The organism is Fibrobacter sp. UWB2, assembly GCF_002210425.1.
Lineage (GTDB): Bacteria > Fibrobacterota > Fibrobacteria > Fibrobacterales > Fibrobacteraceae > Fibrobacter > Fibrobacter elongatus.
In genome coordinates this window covers 96,071-122,823 of sequence record NZ_MWQK01000006.1, presented here as the reverse complement: position 1 = coordinate 122,823, position 26,753 = coordinate 96,071, and the positions used below count along the sequence as shown (strand labels likewise).

Genomic DNA, 26,753 nt, shown 5'->3' with positions numbered 1-26,753 from the left:
CTCATTTACGTCAATCGCTGTAATAACCGCGAAGGTCGTAAACCAAGTTGACCGAAACTCGGCCAGAATTCGAAAAAGACTTTCCCAAGGTCCAATCGTAGCGCAACATCAACGAAAGCCAATGAGACTTGGAACTAGACGCTAAAAGGTTATACCCGATATCGCCACCCAAGAACCAACCTTTATACGATCTATCATAAGCGCCTCCCCAAACGATATCGACAAAGAGCCCCTTACGCTGCGAGAATCTATGGACCGATTCAAACGCCCATCTAGATTGGGTCTGTCCCATAGTGCCCGCATAATCCAGTTCCCATAGCCAGGAATGATAATCCGAAAAACCCCACACCAAGGCAAAGCGCAAATTCGGATACCATTTACCATAAAGGTCCTTGCCGCCTGCACCCACTTCTATTCCACCATAATCAGAAAGATAGCACAACAGATCGAAAACAAGTCCTGCAACAACTTCTCCGACGGGAGCCCCTGATTCCGCCATAGATTGCGTGGCACGGCAGCTTGCCTCATGGGTATTGGAGTAATCCACCACTTCGGTATTGGGGCTATCGGGCTCCACATCCTGATTCATGACCAAACACGTCAACGAATAAACAACGGATTGCAGATTTTCGTCTTGCGAGAACTTTTTATGAACGCCCTTGACAACCTTGGAACCGTGCAAGCGCACCATCCCCGCCCAATAATAATCTTTCAATTTTATCAGAAATAGCTGGACATTGACCTTGTTGCTGTTTTCAGAAAGCTTATACCCAAGCACCCCAAGAGCCGATTCCGCCCTTTGAGTTGCAAGATTAGCCTTATTGTCTTCAACATCTACAAATACGGGATCCATAAAATATACTTCGTCCGGTTTTTCGCCTTTGTAAATCTTGGGAGCCTTTCCAAAAGACATCTTGAGCATGGTTTCCACGGCGTTGTCAACGTCATCCACTTCCGCGACCACAGAAGAATCCGTTTCGATTTGACCATCCGCCAAGAACTTTTTCATCCGTATAAGATGCATCATAGGATTCGATGACGAAAAAGAAACCCCAACCTTTTTAACATACGGGCTAGGAACATAGCCCAATTCCGCCAAATAGACCGTAGTCATAGCCTTTAGCTTTTTGGTCGAAAGGTCTCGAGGGCCATGTCTATCGCCTTCAATGACCTGCACTTCAACCGCTTCTGCAAATGCAGCCAGGAACACTAACAAAGAAAAAATACGAGAAAACAAGGACATTGGATAAATGTACAAAACACCACTCGTTAAACCACGCAAAATATAGATAAAAGAGATGGGGGGTAAATTAGCATGGATGATATGCAAAAAAGGACTGCATCGCTGCAGTCCTTTGAATGTTTTGGCCCCTATCGCTTCGCTCCAGGGTGACATTAGGCGTTACACCTCTTCGATGCTTGCGTGATATTCCTGAAGAGATTTAACAGCACCATGACCATTACGAGCTGCCGCAATGCCCTTCACGGTGTTGTAGGCACCGGCGAGCGTCGTGATGTACGGAACCTTGTACTTGATGGCGGCCTTGCGGATAGCGCTTTCGTCCTTGATGGCGTCGCGCTTTGCCCACGGCGTGTTGATGATGAGGTTCACCTGCTTGTTCAGGATGATATCGAGAACGTTCGGGCGGCCTTCAGCAATCTTGTTCACCACTTCGCACTTGACACCGGCGGCTTCGTAGAACTTAGCGGTACCTTCGGTAGCGTAAATCTTGAAGCCGAGCTTCTGGAATTCCTTACCGATTTCAATTGCCTGTTCGGAGAGGTTCACCTTGTCGGAGAGGCTAATCAGCACGGCACCTTCGTTCGGGAGGAAGGAACCTGCGGCTTCCTGGCTCTTGTAGTAAGCGAGGGAGTAGTCGTCGGAGAGGCCGAGGACTTCGCCGGTGGAGCGCATTTCGGGGCCGAGAACCGGGTCCACCTTCGGGAACTTATCGAAGGGGAACACAGCTTCCTTGGCGCCGTGGTGGTTGAACTTCTTGTCCTTGAGCTTCAGGTCTTCGAGCTTGGCACCAAGCATCAGGCGGGTTGCGAGGCGGGCCATCTGGGTGTTGCAAACCTTGGAGACCAGAGGCACCGTGCGGGAGGCACGCGGGTTCGCTTCGAGGACGAACACCTTGCCGTCTTCGATGGCGTACTGCATGTTCATGAGGCCGCAAACGTGGAGGGCTTCAGCAATCTTCCTGGTGTAATCCTTGATGGTTGCCAAGTTTTCCTTAGAGATGGTCACCGGCGGGATGATGCAGGCGGAGTCACCGGAGTGGACACCGGCAAGTTCCACGTGTTCCATCACGGACGGGATGTAAACGTGTTCGCCGTCAGAGAGGGCATCGGCTTCGCATTCGAGAGCGTTGTGGAGGAAGCGGTCGATGAGGAGCGGACGATCCGGAGTCACGCCCACGGCCTTCGCCACGTATTCGCGGAGCATGTTCTCGTCGTAGATGACTTCCATGCCGCGGCCGCCGAGCACGAAGCTCGGGCGGATCATCACCGGGTAGCCACCGATCTGCTTGACGCAGGCAAGGGCTTCGTCGATGTTCGTGGCCATGCCGCTTTCCGGCATCGGGATGCCGAGCTGATCCATCATCTTGCGGAACAGGTCGCGGTCTTCAGCGATGTCGATGGAGTCGATGCTCGTACCGAGAATCTTGACGCCTTCGTCGCTCAATGCGCGGGCGATGTTCAGCGGGGTCTGGCCACCGAACTGCACGATCACGCCAGCCGGCTTTTCCTTGTGGTAAATCTGGAGAACGTCTTCGAGGCTGACCGGTTCGAAATAGAGCTTGTCGGAAGTATCGTAGTCGGTAGAAACCGTTTCGGGGTTGCAGTTCACCATGATGGTTTCGTAACCCATCTCGCGAAGAGCCATTGCAGCGTGGCAGCAGCAGTAGTCGAATTCGATACCCTGGCCGATTCTGTTCGGGCCACCGCCGAGAATCATGATCTTCTTCGGGTTGTTGGAAGCGGTAGATTCGTCCTTGCAGTTGTAGGTGCTGTAGTAGTAGTACTGGTCCTTCACGCCGCTCACCGGCACGGCACACCAGCCTTCGACCACGCCGAGTTCCGTACGCTTCTTGCGCACGTCCTTTTCGCGGATGCCGAGGATCTTGGCGATATACTTATCGCTGAAGCCGTCCTTCTTGGCCTTGATGAGGAGTTCATCAGCCGGGAGGCGGCCCGGAGTCTTGAGCATTTCTTCTTCGAGTTCCACGAGTTCGCGCATCTGCTGCACGAAGTAAGCCTTTTCGTAAGTGGCGGCGAAGATTTCTTCGTCGGTAGCGCCCTTACGGATGGCTTCGTACATCTGGAAGTGGCGTTCGGAAGAAGCGGTCTTCATCATTTCAAGGAGTTCTTCCTTGCTCTTCTTGTTGAAGTCCTTCGCAAAGCCGAGGCCGGAACGACCGTTTTCGAGACCGCGGATAGCCTTCTGGAGGGTTTCCTTGTAGGTCTTGCCGATAGCCATGACTTCGCCCACGGCCTTCATCTGGGTGCCGAGGCAGTCATCGACGCCGCGGAACTTTTCGAATGCCCAGCGGGCGAACTTGAGCACAACGTAGTCACCGCTCGGGGTGTACTTTTCGAGGCTTCCGTCGCGCCAGTACGGAATCTGGTCGAGGGTGAGGCCTGCGGCGAGCTTTGCAGAAATGAGGGCAATCGGGAAGCCGGTAGCCTTGGAAGCAAGAGCGGAGGAGCGAGAGGTACGCGGGTTGATTTCGATAATCACCACGCGGCCCGTCTTCGGGTCGTGAGCGAACTGCACGTTGGTACCGCCAATCACGCCGATAGATTCCACAATCTTGAAGGCCTTTTCCTTCAGTTCTTCTTCGAGCTTCTTGTCGATGGTGAGGAACGGGGCTGCGCAGAAGGAGTCGCCGGTATGCACGCCCACCGGGTCGATGTTTTCGATGAAGCAGATGGCGATCATCTGGTTCTTGGAATCGCGGACCACTTCGACTTCCAATTCTTCCCAACCGAGGATGGATTCTTCGATAAGGCACTGGTGCGTCATCGAGAGTTCAAGACCGTTAGAGCAAATGGTGCGGAGTTCTTCCACGTTGTAGCAGAAACCGCCGCCTGCACCACCCATGGTGTATGCCGGGCGAACGACAACCGGGTAACCGATTTCGGACACGATCTTTTCGGCTTCTTCCACAGAGTGGCAAATGCCAGAGCGCGGAGTATCGATGCCGAGCTTCTGCATGGTTTCCTTGAAGATTTCACGGTCTTCGCCGCGTTCGATAGCGTCGAGGTTCACACCGATGACCTTCACGCCGTACTTGTCCAGCACGCCAGCCTTGCTCAAAGCAGAGGCAAGGTTCAAGCCGGTCTGACCGCCCAAGTTCGGGAGGAGAGCCTGCGGGCGTTCCTTTTCGATAATCTGGGTGAGGCGGGCGACGTTCAGCGGTTCGATGTAGGTGGCATCGGCCATGACCGGGTCGGTCATGATGGTAGCCGGGTTAGAGTTCACGAGCACAATCTTGTAACCCTGTTCGCGCAGGGCCTTGCAAGCCTGAGTGCCGGAATAGTCGAATTCGCAAGCCTGACCGATCACAATCGGGCCAGAACCGATGATAAGGACTTTGTCGATGCCTTCAATCTTCATTTTGTTTATCTCCGTTGACTAATTATTTATTAAAAACTTGGATTGCTTCGCTACGCTCGCAATGACGTAGGAATAAAAAAATTGCTGAACTAAAAAGTCCAGCAATAAAACTAAAAATGGAAATAGAAATAGTAGCGAACGGCGCGACATGCATAATGTCGCAATTGCGCTTAGCGTTTTTGAGCATTCCGTTCATCACTTTCCTATTTCACAAAGACTTAAACTTGCGCAAATATAGAATAAGTGATAGATCCTTTCAATAGCGGGTACTAAAAATCGTCGCCCGACGAAGAGCCATCATCACTTCCGCCCCAGTCATCTTCATCCTGGCATTCCGGAAGCGACGGATTGTTCTTGCATTTTTCACGAAGCGTTTCATAATCAGCATCATCCGGTGCTGCACAAGCAACAATTCCAAGGACCGATGTCACAATAAGCAAGCTCAACAATTTACGCATTGTACAAAACCTCTAAGTTATTATCTCTCAATATAATAAACTCTTCTCAATAAATTTTTCAGCAACAATTTTTCAGCAACAAAAAAGGGCCGCCCGAAAGCGACCCAACCTTTGCAAAAAGCAAATCTAGCTCAGAGAGATTACTTCTTAGCCGGCTTGTTCTTAGCAGCGGTTTCCTTGAGAGCTGCACCAGCCTTGAAGCCGACAGTCTTGGAAGCCTTGATCTTGATGGTAGCACCAGTCTGCGGGTTGCGGCCAGTACGTGCAGCACGGGACTTCACAGAGAAAGTACCGAAACCGATGAGCTGGACGTTGCCGTCCTTCTTGATGCCAGCAGCGATACCGTCGAGGACAGCGTCGATTGCGCGAGCAGCAGCAGCCTTGGATTCAATGCCAGCTTCCTTGTTAGCGAGCACGGCTTCAATGAGATCTTGTTTGTTCATTTTTTAACTCCTTGAGTCAGATTTGTGAATTGTTTGGTAATATTATACTTTTTTTTTCTTAGATAAGAATATTTTTATTTGAAAAAAGTTTTTAAAACCCCATAAAATCAAGCCTTGGGAGCCAGTCTGCCCACATCTTCCACGTATTGGTCGGCTTTAGTCCTTAATTTCTCTACATAGACAAGGCAAATGCATGTAAAGGGAATCGCCACCAATAGTCCCAAGAAGCCGAGCAACTTGCCCCAAATCGAGAGCGAGAGAAGGATCCCTACAGGCGGCAAATTCATGGACTTACCGACGATGTGCGGCACCAAGAAGAAGTCCTGGATAATCTGCACAACAAGGTAAATCGCAAGGATGATAACAGCCACTTCCCAGAACGGCATTCCCTTGTCTAGAGCGTAAACCACCGCTAGCAGTAGGGCCAACGGAATCGTCGTCAACTGCATATAGGGGATCATGTTCAAGGCGCCCGAAAACAGTCCAAACGCCATGCCCATCGGGAGTCCCATCACGCTAAAGCCGATTGCATACAAAACGCCAACCGTAAAGGCGACCATGGATTGAGCACGGAAGTACGTGCCCATAAATTTGTCCGTAGAACTAGCGAATTCACCCGCTTCGCGGCGGTAGCGTCTCGGGATTAAACGGCGGATGCCCTTTCTGATTTTATGCATGTCAAGCATAATGAAGACAAGGTACATGAATACAACAGCCGCACTGGACACGCCCATCAACACTGTCGACGTTTTCGAGAGAATGTCCCAAGCGCCAGGAAGAATGCGGTCCGAAACAGTCTGGACAACGCTCCACACATCAAGCGATTCCATCGCTTCTGCAATGCTGTTCCAAGAAATCATCGTCTTCACGGACGCCCACGTATCTGCAGGCAAGAACGTCATGATTCTATCACTCCAAGTCGAGTCCGTAAAGATTCGCGAAATAAGCGTTCCCAAGTACTGGACTTCGTGCACGACCTTTGGAATAAAGAAATACATACAACCGCCAATAATCACAGCGGCACCTAATAGCACGACCACAACCGCAATGACGCGGTAGCGGAATTTTATTTGCAATCTACAGACAAGCGGGTCCATAATATAGGCAATCAAGAACGCCGCAAAAAACGGGAACAAGACACCGCTCAAATAATTCAAAACTACAAGAGATACAGCAACTGCTACAGCAATCAGCACATAGCGCATTACCCTATCAAGCGTCCAATTTCTTTGCATTTTCCCTCCTGCATGACTTCGCAGAACACACTAAAAATAGCACAAGTGCAAAGAGAATGGCCCCGAGCACTATATGCATCGTTTTCTTTTGGTCTTCATTTGCACCCCAGAGGCGCACATAGCGGATTTCCATTTCATCCGGAATGCCGCGAAGCGTCGATCCGCCGCTCACAATTTCAAAAAACGAGCCGCGATTCAGATAGGTCTTGCCGTCATCTTCTTCAAGCCCCTGCTGCGAAAGCCACCATTCCGGCACTCGAAATTCGCTCAGCGAGAACTTGCTCACCGCAAAGCGTTCCTTCGAGCCGCCCATCAGCAAGTAAGGCGCCGACGGGATTTCCTTTTCCAAGACGCGAAGCGTTGCATAATCGCCATTACGCGTATAGACAGGGTCATCCGTCAAAATGCGAAGTTTCATAGAATTCATGCGCTTCGATGCGACATGGATTTCCAAGGAATCAAACTTCGTCAGGTCAAAAACGCTACCGGGGCGTTTATCCTTAGACTTTAGGTTAAAGCCAACACCCGCATAAGTAAAAGCCTTCCCCGAATGAATCACGACCGATGAAATCAGGAGCGTATCCGTCAGCTGGACTTCACTTGTCGAAAATCCACCGACAGCGCTATCGTTTAGCGGGAAAACATCGAACGTCCGCTCAGGGAAAAACTCCACCGTCACTCCCCCACAGCGTGAATAGAAAAAGCCCCAAGCAATAAGCAGGACTAGGAAAATCGAGATTCCAATCCACCTACTTTTTTTCATCGTACTCCTTCACTGGGTGGCTGCGTCCAATCGCCACGATCATAAGTCCAAGAATAATAAACAGGAATATACCATAAGCCCTGTTGCTCGTCCCGCTCACCGTAATTTCACGGACATTGACAACAAAATTCTTCCCGCGCGGTTGGTTCCAGCCGGCCGAGATTTCTACGCGTGCAACACTTTCGTGATGCGGACGGTTACGGGAACGCTTCACGCCCAAATTGTCGTACCAGAAATCAGGAATGTAAAGTTGTTCGAACGGGATGGCAATCTGGTTGCGTCCCGATTTAACAGGGACTTCCTTCAAGAGCATTCTGAACGAACTCGGATTCGACAAATCAGTCACATCCGGGTCATAAGTCCACGTCTTTACGTTGACTTCACTCGTCCCCGCAATATCGATATCCAGATAAAGCGTATCGACATTTTTCCAGTTGTGGTACTTCTTTTCGCCATTCGGGTCAAAGTCAAAAACAAGCCCGCACCAGGCCGATTTCTTTTCGTCCATGCCCAACGCGCACTGGAACGACGCTAGAGAATCCGAAGATTTAAACTGGACCACAGACGTACCCCCGTCTGCATTATCGTCGTAAGCAGATACTTTTGCACCATCCCCTAGTGGAAACACAGTTTCAGCAAATCGCTCTTTCGGAAGCATTACATAGATGGCAACAACAATAATCGCAATGATTGCTAAAATCGTATATGATTTTTTCATTTACTCAAAAAATTTCCTTAAAGTTCTATTGTACTGAATGTAATCCAGCGGATCTTCTTCCACAGGCTTTTCTCCAAAAAGCTTGTTCACAAGCGAATCAATCCAATGGATAAAGAAAAAGTGGTGTTTGCCTTCTTTTGCCTGCGGAGCCGCCTTGATATCCAGGGACCACTGCAAAAGCTGTTTCACCGTCGAAGGAGGCATATGGAACGTTTCGCAGCAAGTCGTCACGTAGCCATCGAAACCGTAATGCGGAAGTTTGCCTTTCACAAGCGGTTTACCGTGATCGATGCACACCGGATTTTCGCAGGGCGGGTCCTGCACGTTTTTCTTGTTCAAGTCATTGAGCCACAATTCACGCGTCTTGTCCGAGAGTCCTCCGTAAAAGGCGAACGTCTGGTTGCACGGGAAATAAATGGAATAACACTTCGGGCAAATCCTCAGATCAAGATTGACAATTCTGAGGGACTCGACTTCTGAACCGCAAAAAGAACATTTACACATACTTTGAATATAGTTAATTCTATATTTAAACGCATGGCTAAAGTAGTTCAAATTACAGCAGAAAATTTTGAAGAAGAGGTCATCAAGGCCTCCGAAACGCGCGCTGTCGCGATTCTTTTCTCTTCCGCAGAATATCCGGATTGCGCTCCGTACTCCCAGTTGGCAGGCCAGCTTTCCACAAGCATGGACTTTACGCTCGGCGTCGTGAGCTGCGATGACCGCGAAAACATGCGCCTCATCCAGATGTTCCGCGTACAATCTGTCCCCGAGATTCACGTGGTCGATAAAGGCCAGATTGCAGACGTCATCCAGGGCGTGCTCCCCGAAGCAGAACTCAAAAAGCGTCTCGAAAAGTTCTACGTCTCCGAAGAAGCCCGTTTCCAGACCGCTCTCGAAGACGCCATCGCACAAAAGAACTTCGACCAGGCGCTCCCGATGCTCGACGAAGCTCTCGCCAAGAACCCAAACGACAAGAAGCTCCAGCTCCTGTGGGCAAAGGCTAATCTCGGTCTCGGCGATACCGCAAAGGCAAAAGATATCCTCTCCAAGTTTGTCGAAAGCGACGACCAGTACCGCGAAGCCAAATCGCTTTTGGAACTTCTCGACTTCCATGCCGAAGTCGCCAAAAAGGACGTTCAAGGCAAAGAGGCCATCGTTTATCACGAAGCTTGCAAGCTCGCCTGCGAAGAAGATTTCGAAAGCGCACTCCAGGCATTCCTGAACTTGTATGTCGAAGCTCCGGAATGGAACAACGGCGCTGCCAAGAAGGCAATGCTCACGCTCTTCGGCGTTCTCGGCCCCAAGCACGAGCTCACCTGGAAGTACCGAGCAAAGCTCAACACGATGATGTTCATCTAAAGATAGACGAAAGAACGCTCACGTCGCTCGCTACAGACGAACGACGAGAGACAAGAAGCGCAGCTCAGTGAGCTGCGCTTCTTGCATAAACCATATATTACCGCCAGCAGGCGGACATCAATACTTTATTTGCACTTAGAATTGGCGAGGTTCAGCAGGTTCTTGTACGCTGCCATGCACCTTCTGTGATCCTTCGTGCCTTCCGTGTAGGAGTAGCATTCGCCAAGTTTGTTATTAGCCATGTCGCGTTCCTTGCACGGCTTTTTCGCAGCCGGTTCGGCAGCCTGGGCATTGTTCTGCTGAGGCTTAGCGGCCTGGGCCGGAGCGTCATAGGAATACACAAACACTTCGATGCGGTTGTTCTTCATGCGGTTATCCGGAGTCGTGTTCGGGACGAGAGGTTCGTCACCGCCCTTACCCGTTGCAATGATATCCTGACCAGAAAGGCCCGCCATCACCAAGTAGCTCTTCACTTCTTCAGCACGCTTCAAGGCAAGCACACGGCTTCTTTCCGGACGGTCGAGGTTATCCGTATGGGAGACAATTTCAATCGTCTTACCGTTATAGTTTCTCAAATGGCTTGCAAGTCTGTTCAAGCCGTCAGAAGATTCACGCGTAAACTTGGACTGACCCACGCCAAATGTCACACCCTGCAAAATGAACTTTTCGAGGATGGTCTTGTTTGCGGCAGACTTCGTCTGAGTTGCAGGCTTTGCAGTTGTAGCCTGGGAAGTCGTAACCGTCGGCTTCGGCGAACCATAATAAGAGGACGAATTTTTCACGCAGCGGAGCTTGTTCGTATAAGCGTCACCATGCTTGAAATACGGCGTACCCTTTTCGCGGATGGCATTGTACTTCCAGTCCACATAAGTCATTTCGTTGCCGTTCTTCGAAGAAGTCCAGTAGCCGCGCTTGAAGTCGAAATTCAAGCTGCACGGATTTTCCTTCGTATCGCGACCGCTTCTCTTGCGCTTGTCATTGGCATGGATTTCAAATTCAGAAGCCTTCGAGAAAAGCTGTTCATATTCAGCCTGTTCCGGCACATGCCAACCACGCGGGCAAGCACGTCCAAGGTTTCGAGCTTCCATTTCGTCTAGGCGGTCGAGAATCACATCTTCAGCCATCCAATTCTGGTCGCCCACCTTGAGCGTTCTGTAAGTCCTACCGGCATCGTCCATCACGCCACCAAGACGTTCCTTACAAGCAGCTTCCCAATCCTGGATGCAGCGCACAGAGTAACCATTTGCCTTGCGACCCTGAAACGCAAACGTTTCGAGGTTCTGGCCTCTAAAGCTCATAGCGTCGGCTCGGTCACCGCCCTTATCATCACCAAGCCAGAAGAATGCACGGTTGCCGAGGTCGATATAGCGTTCACCATCGACATAGTAACCGCCGTCAAGCACTCTAAAGCTGTTCAGGTTAAAGTCCTGGTAGTTGAGATCATCGCCCATCGGCAGGCTCCAGCCATCCGGGCAAGCCTTCTTGGCGGCATTCCATGTATAAAGTCTACCGTAGCTTTCGCAGTTCTGGGTATTGTTCTCGTAGCAGTAGCTTTCCGGCAAACGGAACTTCAGGTTTTCTGCCATCCATACGCGGCCACCGATCTTCACCGTCGTATAGCGTTCGCCATCGCGGTTATCGATCAAAAGGTTCTTCGATTCATCGTAAGTCGAAGTGTTCTGGTACTTGTTTGCGGCATACGGATTCGGCGGAGGCGGCTGTGTCGGGCGAGAAGCCTGGGCCACGCGTTCTTCTTCAGAAATACTGCAGTCATATTCCTGCGGAAGCTTGCCAAAATAGTAGTTGTACTTGTCCGGTGTAACCCAAATTTCGCTGCTACCTACAGACGAACGCATAAAAGAACGCGGATAATTGGCGCACCTGAAAAGCACATTGGCGCAACGATCGTCCTTCTTTTCCGTTCTAAACGTATCTTCCATATCCGGGCAGCGCCAGTAGCAAGAATTGCCGAACATGTCGTCAAAGCTACACGCGACCACAGTTTTGTCACCAGACGGAGCGGCAAAAACCGATTCCGCAGCCAAAAGAGAAGTCGCCATAGCAAGAGCGTACTTTTTATTCATAAAGACTCCGTATTCCAACACAAATAAGCGTGTTTGTATTATAATGATTAGACCAAAAATACATTTTTCGCAGTACGTATTTTTAGATGATACAATTAGTTTCGATAGTTTCGCTTTCGAACGAAAACTTTTGTTTACATGCAAGTTGTCGTTTCCAAGCTCCAAGTCCTGAATTTTCGAACATTTCTGAGTTTTAAGTTTTAAGTTCTTTTTGCTAATTGCTAAATTTTCGCCCGTATTTTATTGTACAGTAAAACACAGGGATTCTATCCCACAGGAAAACATTATGAAAAAGATTCTGTTCCAAGACACCTCGTTCCGTGATGGCTTCCAGTCCATCTTCGGCGCACGCGTGTTCATGAAAGACTTCATGCCTGCAGTTGAAGCAGCCGTCAAGGCTGGCATCACCCACTTCGAAGCAGGTGGCGGCGCCCGTTTCCAGGCTCTCTATCAGAACTGCGGTGAAGACGCATTCGACATGATGGATGAATTCCGTCGCGTTGTCGGTCCGAAGATCCGCCTCCAGACTCTCGCTCGTGGTATCAACGTGGTTGCCCTCGCTCCGCAGCCGCGCGATATGATCAAGCTCCATGCCGACATGTTCAAGAAGCACGGCATGACCCGCATCCGTAACTTCGATGCTTTGAACGACGTCAACAACCTCATCTACTCCGGTAAGTGCATCACGGACGCCGGTCTCGAACACGAAGTCGTCGTTACCATGATGGAACTTCCTCCGGGATGCGACCTCAACGCCGCACACAATCCGGAATTCTACGAACGCATCCTCCGCAACATCTTGGACGCCGGTGTTCCGTTCGCTTCCGTCTGCTTCAAGGACGCTTCCGGTACGACGAACCCGACCAAGGTCTACGAAACGTTCAAGCGCGCTCGTAAGCTCCTCGGTGACAAGGTCGAACTCCGCATCCACAGCCATGACACCTGCGGTACCGGTGTGGCCCAGTACAAGGCTGCTATCGAAGGTGGCGCTGATGGCGTCGACCTCGGCCGCAAGCCGCTTTCTGGCGGTACGGCTCAGCCGGACCTCTTCTCCATGTTCCATGCCCTCAAGGGTACGGAATACAAGCTCGCCCTCGGTGAAGACAGCATCGTCGACGATCACATTCCGGAACTCATGGAAGCAAACAACGTCGCTGTTGAATGCCTCAAGGACTACAACTTCCCGCCTGAAGCACGTCAGATCACGACCGACGTTATCTTCAGCCCGATGCCGGGTGGCGCTCTCACGGCTAACACGCTCATGATGCGCGAAACCAAGACCTTCCACCTCTTCCCGAAGGTTATCGAAAACATGAGTGAATGCGTACGCCGCGGTGGCTTCGCTTCCTCTGTGACGCCGGTTTCTCAGTTCTACTTCCAGCAGGCTTACATGAACACCTTGAACCAGGCTGCAGGCCGCGGCACGTGGTTCAAGATGACCGAAGGCTACGGCAAGATGCTCCTCGGTTACCAGGGTAAGACTCCGTGCGAACCGGATCCGGAACTCGTGAAGATTGCTGCCGACCAGTTCGGCATGAAGCCGTTCAAGGAAGCCTATCCGGGCATCCAGTGCGCAGAAGAAATTCTCGAACCGGGTATTCCGAAGGCAAAGAAGCTCCTCGAAGAAAATGGTCTCCCGGTCAACGACGAAACCATCTTCATCACGGGCTGCCTCCAGACGAAGGCTGGCAACAAGGGTATCGAATTCCTCAAGGGCAACCGCCACATTGGCGTGCCGAAGAAGGACCCGAATGCCGCTCCTGCTGTCGACACCAAGAACATGAAGGCTGGCGCTGCAAGCACCTACCGTATCGCCCTCGGCAACCAGAGCTGGGACGTTCAGGTTCAGACCCTCAGCAAGTAAGAGGCTTTCGCGAAAGTCTAAAGACTTCGCCTCAAGCATTGAAAAGGACTTCGAGCTTTGCTCGAAGTCCTTTGTTTTATAAGGACAGCAAAATAAACTTACACTTGCTACATCTAGAAGCTAAACGTCTTGCCGAAATTCACGCCGTAGCCAACCTTCTGGGCCGCAAAGAGACCGCCGTGAAATCCAGACGGATGATAATAATTCAGCATAAAGCCTACATTTAACGTCTTGAGCCACATGAAGTCGGCATCGAACGCCACAACGCCATACGATCCAAGACGCGCACCAACACGAGCCGACGAATAAAGCTTTATGCCATATCCTTCGTCGTCATTGTCAGCAAGGCTCTTTCCGAGATAGTCGCGAATGTCATCAAAATCGCCACCACCTTCAAAAAGCTGAATGCCAGCGCCAAGCCCCAAAATCACAGGACCAACATCAAAGTCCGCACCGAGAGCAATGCGCTCCTGCAAGTTCCAGAACGAATACTTTTTCTTCCCTTCTTTAGTCTCAAGCCAAGCATTGTAGCCGTCATTGCACTTGCCGCCTTCCGTACAATCAAGCGAGGCTTGCCCGCCCTTGCCACCAAAAGCAGCTTCTACATACAACGGAGACGAGAAGCCAAACGGCCTGTAACCCAACGCCGCCGTGGCACCACCAGTAAAACCGTCCTTGATGCTACGGCCCTGCATTTTCGCACCGCCATAAGCATCAACAGACAAGGTCATCGAAGATGTGTCTCCATTAACAGCAAGTCGCGGCTGGTGAGCAACAATCATCTGGGATGCGCCCATCGAACTGATATGCGGATTCAAGCAACCGCACAGGGACAACGACACCGCAGACAAGAAACAGAAAAGAACTGACGCTTTCATTTTATCTCCTACTTATTTTTGCGTAGCTAATATATTTTAATTCATCAAAAACAACAAGGTGTCGCTATTTCAGCATAATCGACTTTATGACACAACGTTCATTAGCATATACAGACTGCAAATTCAGGCGATGAGCGGACTTTGAGCCATTGGGGGTAACATCCGTATCGATAATTTCGCTCAATGGTAAAATTTTCCGTACAAATCCATTTTGCAAACTACCGTTATCAAGGTTCGCTTCCGTCAGCTTTTTCGAGTCAAAATATGCAATCGTATTTTGGCATGTTCCTGGCCAGTAATCTACGACAAGATTGCTATAGTCATCCATTGAAACCATTTTGCCAAATTCAAAATGCATACCACTACGAGCCTTACCATAACTAATTTCAAGGCCAGAACCAAGCACATCCACAAAAGATTGTACATGGACATCATCAGTCCACGGGAAATATTCATAGTTGTTCGGATAAACAACCGCAGAACCGATCTTGGAAGGAACAGCCTGTTCGCTACGAGTATCAAGCAACAAAGAGGCATCCGATATGGTTACATCGCCGCCATCGGAATTGAGCACAAGACGGAACCATCGCATGCCATCGAGCGCACCGTCATTTGCAGGCAACTGCCAGCGCAACGTATGCGATTTACCATCGACAGGAACATCAAATTCGTTCAACTGCAAATGTCCCGAACAGAACTTCGTACGGCACACAAGGAGTTCCGCCTTCATCCAGTTACCCTTTGGATTTTCCACCTTCACATTGACTTCAAAAGATGTATTTGCCTGGACATTTTCACCGTAGTTCCATGAACCCACCTTTTTCCAGCCCGCCGGCAAATTGAACTTCACCGAGGAATTAGCCTCTGTCGCATCCTTATTGTAATCATAGCGGGCATACGCAAACGAAACCTTCTTGGACAATCCCATATGACCGAGAACATCAGGCATCTTACTTGCATCCATGCACTTCGTATCCGGCGAGAAATACCCAATCAACTTCGGATTTCTGAATTGTCCTACACTAGCGTCATAATCGTACTTAGCTACTTCGCACAAAATACGCCACATATCCACCCGCATACCATATATAACAGGCATAAGGTTTAATGTTTCAAAAGGTAATTCAATGTGACGCCCACTAAAAGCTTCGCTATAACGCGGATGAGTCGGGTCCACAGCAAAAGTTGCCGTAGCCGTACTTCTCGCGCCCGGATTTTCAAACGGGAATCCCGCAGAGGACTGAGTAAAACCGCAATCCGAACGGATTGCCAATTCCCCATTACACTTCATATCCATGGCACTAACAGTCGGAATAAACGTACTCCAGCCTTGAGTCAACACATCAACATCCCAAGACGTATTCATGTCAAGATCAAAAAGGAGAAAATCTTCTTCCATTTTGTCCGGCATTGCATCCAAGAATCCACCACGGAGCGATTTATAGATAGTCTCTGCAAACGGATACGTAGAACCTTGAATAAAGTCGTATTTAGAAAACCCCTTGTAATCTTCCAAAACGGCATCGTCCGTTGTCTCCTTTTTGCGGTTACGGGCAAGCGTCCCATTATTTTCTGAATAATGCATACGGCTTACCGCCGAACCTAAAACCATCGAAAACTTTTCAACATGGCGACTCAAATGATAGTAGTCATTACTATGAGCTGGGCTTACGCCCTTCAACTGTCCCTGAGAAACAAGTACCGTCGGGAAGCCCTTATATTCTGCAGCCTTGCGGTAATCTTCAAAGAGAAACCTCCCCTTCGTATTCACTTCTGAGCTACACGAATTTCCATCGCACTTGTTTTCATAAACCAGGAGGTCAGCCGCGCCCTTCGAAAGCAGAATATCCTTGAACATCGAAGCCGATGCAGAACCGCCCTTATCACCCCAGAAGGCAACCGTATTGAAAAGACCCATAGGCATGACAGCTCCCTGGTGCGGAGAATCTAGCGAAGAGAAAATCCGAATCGGAGCATCAGACGGACTACGATGCGTATCATACAGGTAAGACCCATAGCGTCCAATGACGCCACCCTGACTTATCCCCATGATGACAAAGCCATCTTCCTTCGCTCCAGGAAAGGGAATGTACTTGTTGTTATTCAAGAATGCAAACAACTGGCTCAACACCTTTGAGTTTTCTTGCAATGACGTTCGAACTGTTTCCGTAAACTGCACAAGAACAGGTGTATATCCCAAAGTTTTCAACAAATTTGGTAACCAGACCTGATTAATTTGGTCTTCCAAATCTGTCAAGGTTTTCTTTTCTTCTGGATCTAAATTGATACCGTCGACAATTATGAACGGACGTTCCAAATAGATATCAGTCGGTGTATGTTTATCTTCAGGAGCGTCGATAACTCGGATTCGCACAGATTGCGTTTTCCCGCTACAAAGTTTTCCTTCATTATCATAACCTCTCAGATTAACAAGGAACTTACCCTTTTGTATGCAAAGACGATCATTTTCATCGACAAAGAACGAGAAATCCTTATGCGCCGCCATAGCGTTAGACGCAAAGAACATCATAAGAAAAAGCCATAAATAGCGCATCATTACTTCACCTCCACAAAGAGCTTCTGTTCAACATTTTGGTCCCCGCTTTTCAATTTGACAACAATCGTCTGTAAGCCTGACGACGGAAATTCCAGTTCTAGCTGATTTCCAGGAGAAACCGACTTGCACGAGCCTGCAACGCAAACAGAAACAGAAGGCAACTCACGTTGTTTTGTCACGATAAAGTACGGGTCCAACACGAGGCTTACTTTAGATCCGCGAACAAATGATGTCGGAAGCCCCGCCGTAAGCAAATGAGCATTCACATTACGCGTCGATGCACACGTTGCATCCGAACACGCGCTATACACGTAATCCAAATCCGCCACAAGCAGGGGAATCACCGTATAGTCCGAATTGGCAGCAATCGCCTCGGCTTCGAAATAAAGCTGTTTCGGATTTGCCACCACATTTTCGCGAAGTCTATTGCGGACAACCGTATACAAATTATCGTACCATGACAATCGCGACTTCTGGGCAGTCATTTCCTTAGCACGTATGCTATTCACGATTTTCAGATGGTCTAGCATACTCACGACAAAATCAGCATCTGTCGTCGAGAGAAGCGCATTTCGCTCTTGCGGGGAATACGCAGCGCCAAATTCCGATTCCACAGCAGGCAACAGACGCGCTTCACGATTCACCGACCATGATTCGACATTGGAAAATTCATATTCCCAACGTTCATCATTGGCAAATGCAACCGAAGATGAAGACGATACTACACTCGAACCGCTTTTCGTACAGCTGAGTTCGACTTCGTCAATGAAGAGTGTCGTGTACTGGTATTGCGGAACACCAAATAGCCCAACGCCCACATTTGCAACATCCATCGAACCTGTCACGCCAAGACTTTCAAGCGGTATTTCGAGAGACTGCGTCTTATCCGCCGTCAAGTTCACGTAGTAGACGCGACTCTCCGATGAAGTCCCCTTCAACCAAACGCCGAACTTTGCATTTTGCGTAGCACGCACCTTCAAACGGAGCATACCGCCATCAACATGCAGTGGTAGCGACGGGAACGAGAGCAATCCTTTCCAGTCGCCTTGCACATTTTTCATGCCAGACAACCGGATATACGGAGCATTCATTCCATCGAAGTTTCCCCAGTTCGCCTTCCATTCCGGCGACTCCGGGAAAGTTCTCCCCGTTTCAATCATTTGACCATTGTCGCTACCGTCAGAATACAGCGCGACGCCCTTACATTCCTCGGCAAAGCCATCAAGAGCCAACAAGGCTCCCGCTAAGGCAACGCCCTTAAACATCCTACGCATCATAGGATTTTTCCTTCTTTTATTGAATTTGAGAATAAACAGGCTTATTCAGCCGTAAAGGATCTATTAAATGATGTAAGGAAGAATATAAACAAGGATATAACAAACCGCCTCGACAGAATCGAAGCGGTCATTAAACTACAATAATTTTTTAATTGTGTAAAGGGGTTAATAAAAAATTTTATGATTTTTATTTTTTCAAATGAATAATCAAGTCACTGATATAGACATCATCGACAATATTCACAGAATACTCATAAGCTCCCATATAAATTAAATCTAGACGTTTTTCGAAAGTCGAAAGTCCAAGTCCGCTACTCTTGCGAGTCGACTTTCTCGGGAAATTGGAATTTTCCGAATGGAAGTGGAATGTCTCACCCGTCTGCGTAATCGTGATATGCGCAAAACTCTTGCCGTTCGGATTCACACAATGTTTCATCGCGTTTTCCATCAGCGGCATCACCAGCAAAGGTTCAATCATCAAATTCGGATTTTCAAGATTCACATTAAAGACAAAGTCAAAACTTTCATCAAGGCGAAGTTTTTCCAAGTCTGCATACTTTTGCAAAATATCCACATCCTCTTTCAGAGTGATATACTTGTCCTTGACCTGGTAAAGCATCATCCTCAAAAGTTGCGAAAGTTTGTTCATCGAACTTTCAGCCCGCTTCGGATCAATCTGGATTAAAGCAGAAATGTTATTCAAAGTATTAAAGAGAAAATGCGGGCTTAACTGATTTTTTAAAAAATCCAGCTCGTACTGCAATTCCGAGCGTTTCTGTTCGCGCAAAATAAACGCACGCACAATCTGTCGGAACATCACGTGGTACAGCACGCAAAGAATGCAAACAAACACAACAAGGATAGTAAACGATATAACGGGCCAAACGCCAAAGTGTCCTTTAACAAACGAGAAACAATAGGAACTAAAGAAGTCACCAACCCCTTCGTTCGGAGAACGTTCCATCACAAAGAACGCCACTTCTCTAAAGAACAACGTTGCCACCACTAAAACGGAATTACAGACAAAATACGTCGCATAGCGTTTTTTAAACACAAGCTGCGGCACCATAAACTTTTGGTTCAAGATAAAAACGAAAACCGTACTCAGCATGGGCAAATAAAAGCCCACAAGCCCATTAATGTTTACGCTCATATTCAACGCATTTGTCGGGTCTAGAATAAGCACCAGCGGGAACAAAAGCATGAACAGCCAAACTAAAAATGCAGGCAAAAAAAGCGGAATAGGGAACTGAACCAAGTCGCGTTCGTCTTTCAAGAGCTCACGAAGCCTGTTTTCATTGCGTTCAAAGCCGATTTCTTGCAAAACGGCGAATTTGTTACGAGTTCTTTGGAAAAGACCTTCACACTTTTCAGTGTTATTTGTAGAAACATTGTCATTCATACTAAAAAATTTAGTCAAAAACCAACCTATTTGGCGCTTTATGACAATTTCGTGACAAAAATCACGAACTTTTTTAACAAAAACTCAATTTAACTTTTGCACGCACCATTCTAAGTAATGACACAAGGAACTCAAACTGGAGGTAAATTTGATAATGTAAAAATGAGGAGGTCACCATGAAAACCCTTAACAATCACGATCAAAAAGACATTTACATGCAATATCTGAACGACATTTCCCGTTACCCGTTACTCACAAGAGAACAGGAAACGATATTGCTCAAGAAGTCCGCCGAAGGCAACAAGGCTGCCTTGGATATGTTGGTCAACGCCAACCTCCGCTTTGTCGTGAACATTGCCAATCTCTACAAGGGCCGTGGCCTCGATATCATGGAACTCATTAACGAAGGGAACATGGGACTCATTGAAGCCGCCCGCCGTTTTGACCGCTCCCAGAATATCAAGTTTATCAGCTATGCCGTGTGGTGGATCCGTCAGAACATCACCCGCGCCATTTCCGAAAAAGGTCGCATGATCCGCATTAGCGCCGAAAAGGAATTGATGCTTCGCCGCTTCAACCGTCACGCTAAGGATGTTCAGCAGGTCATTGGCGGAACATACACCGTCAACGCCCAGTCGCTCGAAGGCCTTTCCAAGTACAAGGCTAACGAAATCGAAAAGATTCTCATGATGGGTAGCAGCGCAGCATCGCTTGACACCCCGGTCAACGAAGATGGCGACGCAACGCTTGGCGATACCATTTCCGATTCCCAGAGCCGCACCGACGAACTTGCCGATAACAACAACCGTGCAGAAGTGTTCGACAAGGTGATGGACAAGAACCTTTCGAGCCAGGAAAAGGAAATCCTCAAGCTCTATTACGGTTTCAAGATGGATTCCGACCTGAACCTCAAGGAAATCGCTCCGATGGTGGGTCTCTCCAAGGAACGCGTCCGCCAGCTCAAGGAAAACGCCTTGAACAAGCTCCGCGATGCCGACGTCGAACGCCTCCTCTGCGAAGCCGCATAACACTCTTATTGCTCCTAACAAGTTTCATACTCTCTCCTTTCATAAAAAAACCGGCTATTCATAGCCGGTTTTTCCTTATAAGGTGGTGATTTTTTATAGGAAATTGTATCTTTAAAGCATGATGTTTAAATCTTTTTGTTTCCGCTCTGTATTCATGGCAACGCTGTCCGCGCTTTGCATCGCGAACGCCGCTACCGATAAGAAAACTCCTCCTGGAGATTTTTACGACGAAGTTTCGCGTTTGAACAAGGTCCTTTCCGAAGTCAACCGCAAGTACGTTGAAAACGTCAATCCGACCGAACTCACGGACGCCGCCATCAATGGCATCAGAAACATTCTGGACCCGCACACGACCGTTTTCGCCCCCAAGGACTACGAAAGCCTTCGCGTTTCGATGGAAGGCAAGTTCGGTGGCGTGGGTATTACCATCAGTCTCCGCGACAACATCCTCACCGTCATTTCGCCGCTCTCCGGCACGCCAGCATTCAAGCTCGGCATCCGCGCAGGTGACCGCATCCGCAAAATCGACGGCAAAGAAACAAAAGGTATGTCGCTTGACGACGCCGTCAACAAGCTCCGTGGTAAAATTGGAACAGACGTGACCGTCGCGATTGAACGCGAAGGCGTTCCCGACCTCATGGACTACACCATCACCAGAGCAGAAATCATCGTGCACGCCGTTCCGTATTACGGCATGGTCACTCCGGAAATTGGCTACATCAAGCTCGCCACCTTTAGCGACAAGACCACAAGCGATGTCGAAAACGCCATCCGTGGCCTCCAGAAGCAGGGCATGAAGAAGCTCATCCTCGACATGCGCTACAATCCGGGCGGACTTTTGAACCAGGCTATCGAAATCAGCGAACTCTTCCTCAAGCCGGGTAACGTGATTGTCAGCACCCGTGGCCGCACCCAGAAGACCGAAAGCGCCTCGCGCAGAAATCCGATGCTCAAGTCCGATGTTCCGATGGTCGTCCTCGTGAACCAGGGTTCCGCTAGTGCCGCCGAAATTGTCTCGGGCGCATTGCAGGACTGGGACCGCGCCTTGATCGTCGGTAAGACCTCGTTCGGCAAGGGTTCCGTGCAGACCATCTTCCCGCTCGACAATGCCGGTAACGCTCTCAAGCTCACGACAGCATTCTACTACCTCCCCTTCGGTCGTTGCATCAACAAGCCGGAAAACGGCATCAAGGGTCTCACCCTGCAAGATGATGAATATGACGACGAAAAGGAAGCCGCAAAGACCGATTCTGTAAAGGCCGATACCGCTAAGCGCGACACGTTCTACACGAACAACGGCCGCATGATGTTTGGCGGCGGCGGCATTACGCCGGACGTCGATGTGGAACTCGATCCGATGCCGTGGGTTGTCCAGGTGCAGGAACGCATGGCCATGTACTTCAAGTTTGCCGTCAAGATTCGCCCGAGCCTCGAAAAGGCAGGCGTCAAGGTGAACTCCGAATGGACCGTGCCGGATTCCCTCTTCACGCAGTTCAAGGCGTTCTGCAAAAAGGACACGAATTTCATGAAGGTCAAGAGCAACGCCCTCGTCGGCGTAGACCAGCTTGAAAAGAGCATCATCCGCGAACAGAACTACATGGGCGACAGCGCAAAGACCATTTCGGATTCTACGCTCGTGAAGCGCATCACCGAAATGCGCAAGGCTCTTGAAGATAACCGCGATGCCCAGTTCGAAGCCAACAAGGACTACATCAAGGACGGCATCAAGCGCGAACTCCTCACGGCATTTGTGAATGACTCCGTCAGCACGGCATTCTCGCTCAAGCGCGACAAGCAGCTGAACGAAGCCATCAAGTACCTGAGCGACATGAATCTTTTCAAGAAGTCCATCAGCGCACCTGCTAAAAAGAAAGGCGCTGCAAAGCCTAAGAAGTAACGGTCCAATTTGATTTTCATAATGAACAAAATGGCCGAAGGCCTCGGACAAGCCGTAAGACGCTTCCTGAACAAGGTCGTGGGTTACGTGCTGTTTATCTGGGAACTGTTCAAGAACATTCCCGGGGCCTTCACCAATCTTCACACGACTGTTGAACAGATGCACCACGTGGGTATCACGAGTATTCCCGTGGTGTTTGCCGCATCGCTTGCTACAGGCGCCATCATGTCATGGCAGCTCGCCTACCAGTTTGGCGACATGATTCCCATGATGTTTGTCGGCATGGCCGTTGGCAAGTCCGTGATGGTGGAACTTTGCCCAATTCTTACGGCGATGGTGCTTGCAGGCCGTATCGGCGCTTCGATGTGTTCGGAGCTTGGCACTATGGCGGTCACGGAGCAGCTTGATGCATACAAAGTATTAGGACTTAATCCCTATAAGTACTTGCTTGCGCCAAGACTCATTGCAACCGTCATCATGCTTCCGGTTTTGACAATTTTGAGCATTTTCATCGGCATTGTCGGCGGTTACGAAGTGGCGCACCTCTACAAGGAAGTCTCGTGGTCGGTGTTCTTTTACGGAGTGCGCATGTTCTACCAGAACTGGGACTTGGTCGTGGGCCTTATCAAGGCAACACTTTACGGATTCTTCATTTCGAGTTACGCTTGCTTCTTCGGCTTCTTTACCCACAGCGGTGCAGAAGGCGTGGGCAAGAGCACCAAGGCGACCGTGGTTGCCGGCATGACAAGCATCCTGATTGGCGGTTTTACGCTTTCCAAATTGCTGCTTGTTTAACGCGATAAATTTGTACAAATGTTCGAAACAAAACGCACGAGCAACAAGAGCTACACGGGGAACAAAGTTCAGGACATCCAAGTCCTCCTAGAACGCGTTCTCCAGAAGAACCATATCACTGAAGATATCAACTTTAAGACCATTTCGGAGCGGTTTTCGGAGGTGGTTGGCCCCCTCCTGGTAAGCCATGTAAAACCTGAAAAAATCGACAAAAAAATATTGGTGCTTAAGGTCGCTAATTCGGCGTTAAAGTTCGAAATGAACCTCCAAAAAAAAGCTATTATTGAGAAGTGTAATACCCTTTTAGGGAAGCCTTTTATTCAAGGAATACGATTCATCTAAGAGGGGCTTAATAGAGGAATTATGGCAGAAGAAACAGAAGAAGTAAAGAAGGCGGAAGCAGATTATAGCGGTTCAAGCATTACCGTTCTCGAAGGTCTAGAAGCAGTTCGTGTCCGCCCTGCAATGTACATTGGTTCCACCGACATCCGCGGGCTACACCACCTCGTTTGGGAAGTGGTCGACAACTCCGTGGACGAAGCCCTCGCTGGTTTCTGCAACCATATCGAAATTTCCATTTTGCCGGGTAACGGCATCCGCGTCACCGACAACGGCCGTGGCATTCCGACCGACATCCACCCGAAAGAAAAGGTGGGCACCATCCAGGTCGTGATGACCAAGCTCCACGCCGGTGGTAAGTTCAACAACAGCTCTTATAAAGTCTCGGCCGGTTTGCATGGCGTGGGCGTGAGCTGCGTGAATGCACTTTCTAACAAGCTTATCGTGACCGTGCGCCGCAATGGCCGTGTTGTCCGTCAGGAATTTGCACGCGGTGTTCCGTGCGGCCCGCAGGTCGACATCGGAGAATCCGACGGAACGACCGGTACGTCCGTTGAATTCTATCCGGATGATACCATTTTCTCCGAAACCGTTTACGTGTACGACACGCTCGCCACGCGTTTCCGCGAACTTGCATTCCTCATGAGCGGCCTTCGCTTGACGCTTACGGACGAACGCGATCCGGAACACAAGCAGACCGACACGTTCTGCTTCCCCGGTGGTGTTTCTGAATTTGTACGCTATGTGGACGAACACCGCACACCGCTTTTTGCAGAACCCATCCACTTGGTTCTCCCCGACGGCCAGTACCCCTTGGAAGTTGCCATGTGGTACAACGATGGATATCAGGAAAACTTCTTCAGCTTCGTCAACAACGTAAATACTTACGATGGCGGTACGCACGTGACGGGTTTCAAGACAGCCCTCACCCGCGTTATCAGCAAGTTTGCTCAAGACATGCCGAAGGGCAAAAAAGAAGCGCAGATTACCTCGGACGATATTCGTGAAGGTCTTACCGCAGTCATCGCTATTAAAGTATCACAACCGCAATTTGAAGGCCAGACCAAGCGCAAGCTCGGCAACTCCGAAATTGCAGGCTATGTCGCTTCTGCATTCGGCGCCAAGCTCGAAGAATACTTCCAGGAAAATCCGGCAGCCGTCAAGATTATCTTGGACAAAGTTTACAACGCCGCTGTGGCTCGTGAAGCGGCCCACCGCGCACGAACACTCGCCCGCCGCAAGAACGTTCTCGAAAGCGGCGGCCTTCCGGGCAAGCTCGCCGACTGCTCCAGCCGCGACCCGAAGGAATGCGAAATGTTCATCGTGGAAGGGGACTCTGCAGGTGGTTCCGCAAAGATGGGCCGTAGCCGTGAATTCCAGGCAATCCTCCCGATCCGCGGTAAGATTTTGAACGTCGAAAAGGCAAGCCTCCATCGCGTGCTCGACACCGAAGAAATCCAGAACCTGGTGAACGCAATCGGTACTGGCATCGGCACGGAATTCAAGATAGAAAAACTCCGCTACGACAAAATCATCATCATGACCGATGCTGATGTGGACGGCTCTCACATCCAGACACTTCTCTTGACGTTCTTCTTCCGCTACATGCGTCCGTTGATAGATGCAGGACATATCTTCCTCGCTATGCCTCCTCTGTACAAACTCAAGATTGGGCAGAAGGAACGCTACTTGTTCGACGAAAACGAAAAAGACAAGGTCATGGCCGAAATCGAAGACAAGAAGAATGTCGCGATTACCCGATTCAAAGGTTTGGGCGAAATGTCGCCGGAACAGCTGAACGACACGACCATGAACCCGAAGACTCGTTTCCTCAAGCAGTGCCATGTGGAAGACAGTGTGCTTGCCGACCAGATTTTCAGCATGCTCATGGGCGAAGACGTGGAACCGCGCCGCAAGTTCATCGAAACGAATGCATATAAAGTCTTGAACGATTTGGATATTTAAATGAGTCCGACGAAAGCCGACTTCAAAGCCGTTTTATCTCAAGCACGAGACTTGGTAAAACAAGAACTAGACCTGACGGAACAAGTCATTATGCAGGTGGCAAAGAATGCCCCCGCTGGGATTAGCGACCGCCTTGTAACGCTATTCAGCCGTAAAGGCAAGCGCATCCGTTCGACGCTCCTTTGCCTGCTCGCAAACTGCGGAACGCAAAAACCGGATATTGACCGCGTTGCACACGCCTGTGCGGCCGTAGAACTTTTGCACCTCGCTAGCCTCGTCCACGATGACATCATTGATGGTACGGACGTCCGCCGTGGTCAAAAGACAGCCCACCGCGAATGGGGCACACAAGTAGCCGTTTTGATTGGCGACTATGTGCTTTCGCAGTCCATGCGCTGTGTCATCAACGAAGAAGCCCGTAACGTTCCTCTGATCATTTCTGATGCGGCAGACAAGCTCATCATCGGAGAAATCCTGGAGCTCGACCATTGCGGTGACATGGGACTTTCTCGCAAGGCCTACAACGAAATCATCGACGGAAAGACCGCCGCTCTCATTGACGCAGCCGCTCGCCTCGGTGGTATCATGGCTGGCTTTGACCAGCCTATGGTTGACGAATGCGCCAAGATGGGAACGCACTTTGGCATCGCTTTCCAGATTATCGACGACCTGCTGGACTATGGCTACGGTTCTGTGAATATGGACAAGGCGAAGTTCACAGACCTTTCGAACGGACTTATCACGTTGCCGCTCCTCTATTACTTCGAGGACTGCACCGCCGAAGAACGTCGCGAAATGGAAGGCTTTATCGCTAAGGCTTCTGAAGAAGGCATCCCAGAAAAGATTCAGGACCGACTGATGGCAAGGAAGAGCTTTGCAAAGGCGAAAGCCGAAGCCCAGGAACACTTGGAACAAGCGCTTGCCATTGCCGACAAGTTCCCGAAGAGCAACTTCACCGAAGAAATCACCGCTATGTTCGCAAGCATGAGCGATCGCGGAAACTAAAACGGCGATACATTCTTAGAATAAGTTTATAATTAGTCAAGCCTGCGAGATAATCGCAGGCT

Annotated in this window: 21 protein-coding genes; 8 read left to right on the top strand and 13 right to left on the bottom strand. The window is 49.6% G+C overall.

Going from position 1 to position 26,753, the window contains the following annotated elements; genetic code table 11:
* Positions 1-10: 10 nt before the first annotated feature.
* The 8 genes from B7982_RS12625 to B7982_RS12590 all read right to left on the bottom strand — a co-directional run bounded on the left by B7982_RS12625 (position 11) and on the right by B7982_RS12590 (position 8,742).
* Positions 11-1,210 carry a hypothetical protein gene (locus B7982_RS12625; RefSeq protein WP_158213011.1) on the bottom strand — a complete coding sequence of 400 codons (1,200 nt, stop codon included), beginning with the start codon at positions 1,208-1,210 and terminating at the stop codon, positions 11-13.
* Between the two features lie 192 nt (positions 1,211-1,402).
* On the bottom strand, positions 1,403-4,621 hold the full coding sequence (gene carB / locus B7982_RS12620) for a carbamoyl-phosphate synthase large subunit (RefSeq protein ID WP_088661058.1): 3,219 nt from the start codon (positions 4,619-4,621) through the stop codon (positions 1,403-1,405).
* A gap of 269 nt (positions 4,622-4,890) precedes the next feature.
* Positions 4,891-5,079 carry a hypothetical protein gene (locus tag B7982_RS12615; RefSeq protein WP_088661057.1) on the bottom strand — a complete coding sequence of 63 codons (189 nt, stop codon included), beginning with the start codon at positions 5,077-5,079 and terminating at the stop codon, positions 4,891-4,893.
* 140 nt (positions 5,080-5,219) lie between these two features.
* Positions 5,220-5,522, bottom strand: coding sequence for an HU family DNA-binding protein (locus B7982_RS12610; RefSeq protein WP_072827891.1), 303 nt, complete (start codon positions 5,520-5,522; stop codon positions 5,220-5,222).
* 107 nt (positions 5,523-5,629) lie between these two features.
* A complete protein-coding gene (locus B7982_RS12605; protein WP_088661056.1) occupies positions 5,630-6,757 on the bottom strand; it encodes an AI-2E family transporter in 1,128 nt (375 codons plus the stop codon).
* Positions 6,735-7,520 carry a hypothetical protein gene (locus B7982_RS12600; protein WP_088661055.1) on the bottom strand — a complete coding sequence of 262 codons (786 nt, stop codon included), beginning with the start codon at positions 7,518-7,520 and terminating at the stop codon, positions 6,735-6,737. Before B7982_RS12600 ends, B7982_RS12605 begins: the two co-directional genes overlap by 23 nt.
* The gene (locus tag B7982_RS12595) at positions 7,507-8,238 is read right to left on the bottom strand and encodes a CIA30 family protein (RefSeq protein WP_088661054.1); all 732 of its coding nucleotides are present in this window, start codon (positions 8,236-8,238) and stop codon (positions 7,507-7,509) included. The genes B7982_RS12600 and B7982_RS12595 overlap by 14 nt, the downstream gene beginning before the upstream one ends.
* On the bottom strand, positions 8,239-8,742 hold the full coding sequence (locus B7982_RS12590; protein WP_088661053.1) for a hypothetical protein: 504 nt from the start codon (positions 8,740-8,742) through the stop codon (positions 8,239-8,241). It lies immediately after the preceding gene.
* Between the two features lie 33 nt (positions 8,743-8,775).
* Between B7982_RS12590 and B7982_RS12585 the strand changes: the two genes are divergently transcribed.
* Positions 8,776-9,600 (top strand): tetratricopeptide repeat protein, encoded by an 825-nt coding sequence (locus tag B7982_RS12585; RefSeq protein WP_088661052.1) that lies wholly within the window; start codon positions 8,776-8,778, stop codon positions 9,598-9,600.
* Positions 9,601-9,725: 125 nt separating this feature from the next.
* Here the strand turns inward: B7982_RS12585 and B7982_RS12580 are convergent, their stop codons facing one another.
* Positions 9,726-11,684, bottom strand: coding sequence for an FISUMP domain-containing protein (locus B7982_RS12580; protein WP_088661051.1), 1,959 nt, complete (start codon positions 11,682-11,684; stop codon positions 9,726-9,728).
* Positions 11,685-11,970: 286 nt separating this feature from the next.
* Between B7982_RS12580 and B7982_RS12575 the strand changes: the two genes are divergently transcribed.
* Entirely contained in the window at positions 11,971-13,548 is a 1,578-nt protein-coding gene (locus B7982_RS12575) for a biotin attachment protein (protein ID WP_088661050.1), read from the top strand.
* 113 nt (positions 13,549-13,661) lie between these two features.
* Here B7982_RS12575 and B7982_RS12570 read toward each other — a convergent pair whose 3' ends face one another.
* The 4 genes from B7982_RS12570 to B7982_RS12555 all read right to left on the bottom strand — a co-directional run bounded on the left by B7982_RS12570 (position 13,662) and on the right by B7982_RS12555 (position 19,662).
* Positions 13,662-14,426: a hypothetical protein gene (locus B7982_RS12570; protein WP_088661049.1), complete on the bottom strand. Its 765-nt coding sequence runs from the start codon at positions 14,424-14,426 to the stop codon at positions 13,662-13,664.
* Between the two features lie 64 nt (positions 14,427-14,490).
* Positions 14,491-16,983 (bottom strand): hypothetical protein, encoded by a 2,493-nt coding sequence (locus tag B7982_RS12565; RefSeq protein ID WP_088661048.1) that lies wholly within the window; start codon positions 16,981-16,983, stop codon positions 14,491-14,493.
* Positions 16,983-18,260, bottom strand: a complete 1,278-nt coding sequence (locus tag B7982_RS12560) for a hypothetical protein (protein WP_144065967.1) — start codon at positions 18,258-18,260, stop codon at positions 16,983-16,985. The genes B7982_RS12565 and B7982_RS12560 overlap by 1 nt, the downstream gene beginning before the upstream one ends.
* Positions 18,261-18,447: 187 nt before the next feature.
* On the bottom strand, positions 18,448-19,662 hold the full coding sequence (locus B7982_RS12555; RefSeq protein ID WP_233138546.1) for a sensor histidine kinase: 1,215 nt from the start codon (positions 19,660-19,662) through the stop codon (positions 18,448-18,450).
* Positions 19,663-19,838: 176 nt separating this feature from the next.
* Here B7982_RS12555 and B7982_RS12550 point away from each other — a divergent pair, with 176 nt between their 5' ends.
* The 6 genes from B7982_RS12550 to B7982_RS12525 all read left to right on the top strand — a co-directional run bounded on the left by B7982_RS12550 (position 19,839) and on the right by B7982_RS12525 (position 26,691).
* Positions 19,839-20,690, top strand: a complete 852-nt coding sequence (locus B7982_RS12550) for an RNA polymerase sigma factor RpoD/SigA (RefSeq protein WP_088661045.1) — start codon at positions 19,839-19,841, stop codon at positions 20,688-20,690.
* 154 nt (positions 20,691-20,844) lie between these two features.
* On the top strand, positions 20,845-22,587 hold the full coding sequence (locus tag B7982_RS12545; protein ID WP_233138545.1) for a S41 family peptidase: 1,743 nt from the start codon (positions 20,845-20,847) through the stop codon (positions 22,585-22,587).
* A 21-nt stretch (positions 22,588-22,608) separates the two neighbouring features.
* The gene (locus B7982_RS12540; protein WP_233138544.1) at positions 22,609-23,382 is read left to right on the top strand and encodes an ABC transporter permease; all 774 of its coding nucleotides are present in this window, start codon (positions 22,609-22,611) and stop codon (positions 23,380-23,382) included.
* Positions 23,383-23,400: 18 nt separating this feature from the next.
* Positions 23,401-23,724 carry a DUF721 domain-containing protein gene (locus B7982_RS12535; RefSeq protein WP_088661042.1) on the top strand — a complete coding sequence of 108 codons (324 nt, stop codon included), beginning with the start codon at positions 23,401-23,403 and terminating at the stop codon, positions 23,722-23,724.
* 21 nt (positions 23,725-23,745) lie between these two features.
* Positions 23,746-25,686, top strand: coding sequence for a DNA topoisomerase (ATP-hydrolyzing) subunit B (gyrB, locus tag B7982_RS12530; RefSeq protein WP_015731844.1), 1,941 nt, complete (start codon positions 23,746-23,748; stop codon positions 25,684-25,686).
* Positions 25,687-26,691: a polyprenyl synthetase family protein gene (locus tag B7982_RS12525; protein ID WP_088661041.1), complete on the top strand. Its 1,005-nt coding sequence runs from the start codon at positions 25,687-25,689 to the stop codon at positions 26,689-26,691.
* Positions 26,692-26,753 lie beyond the last annotated feature (62 nt).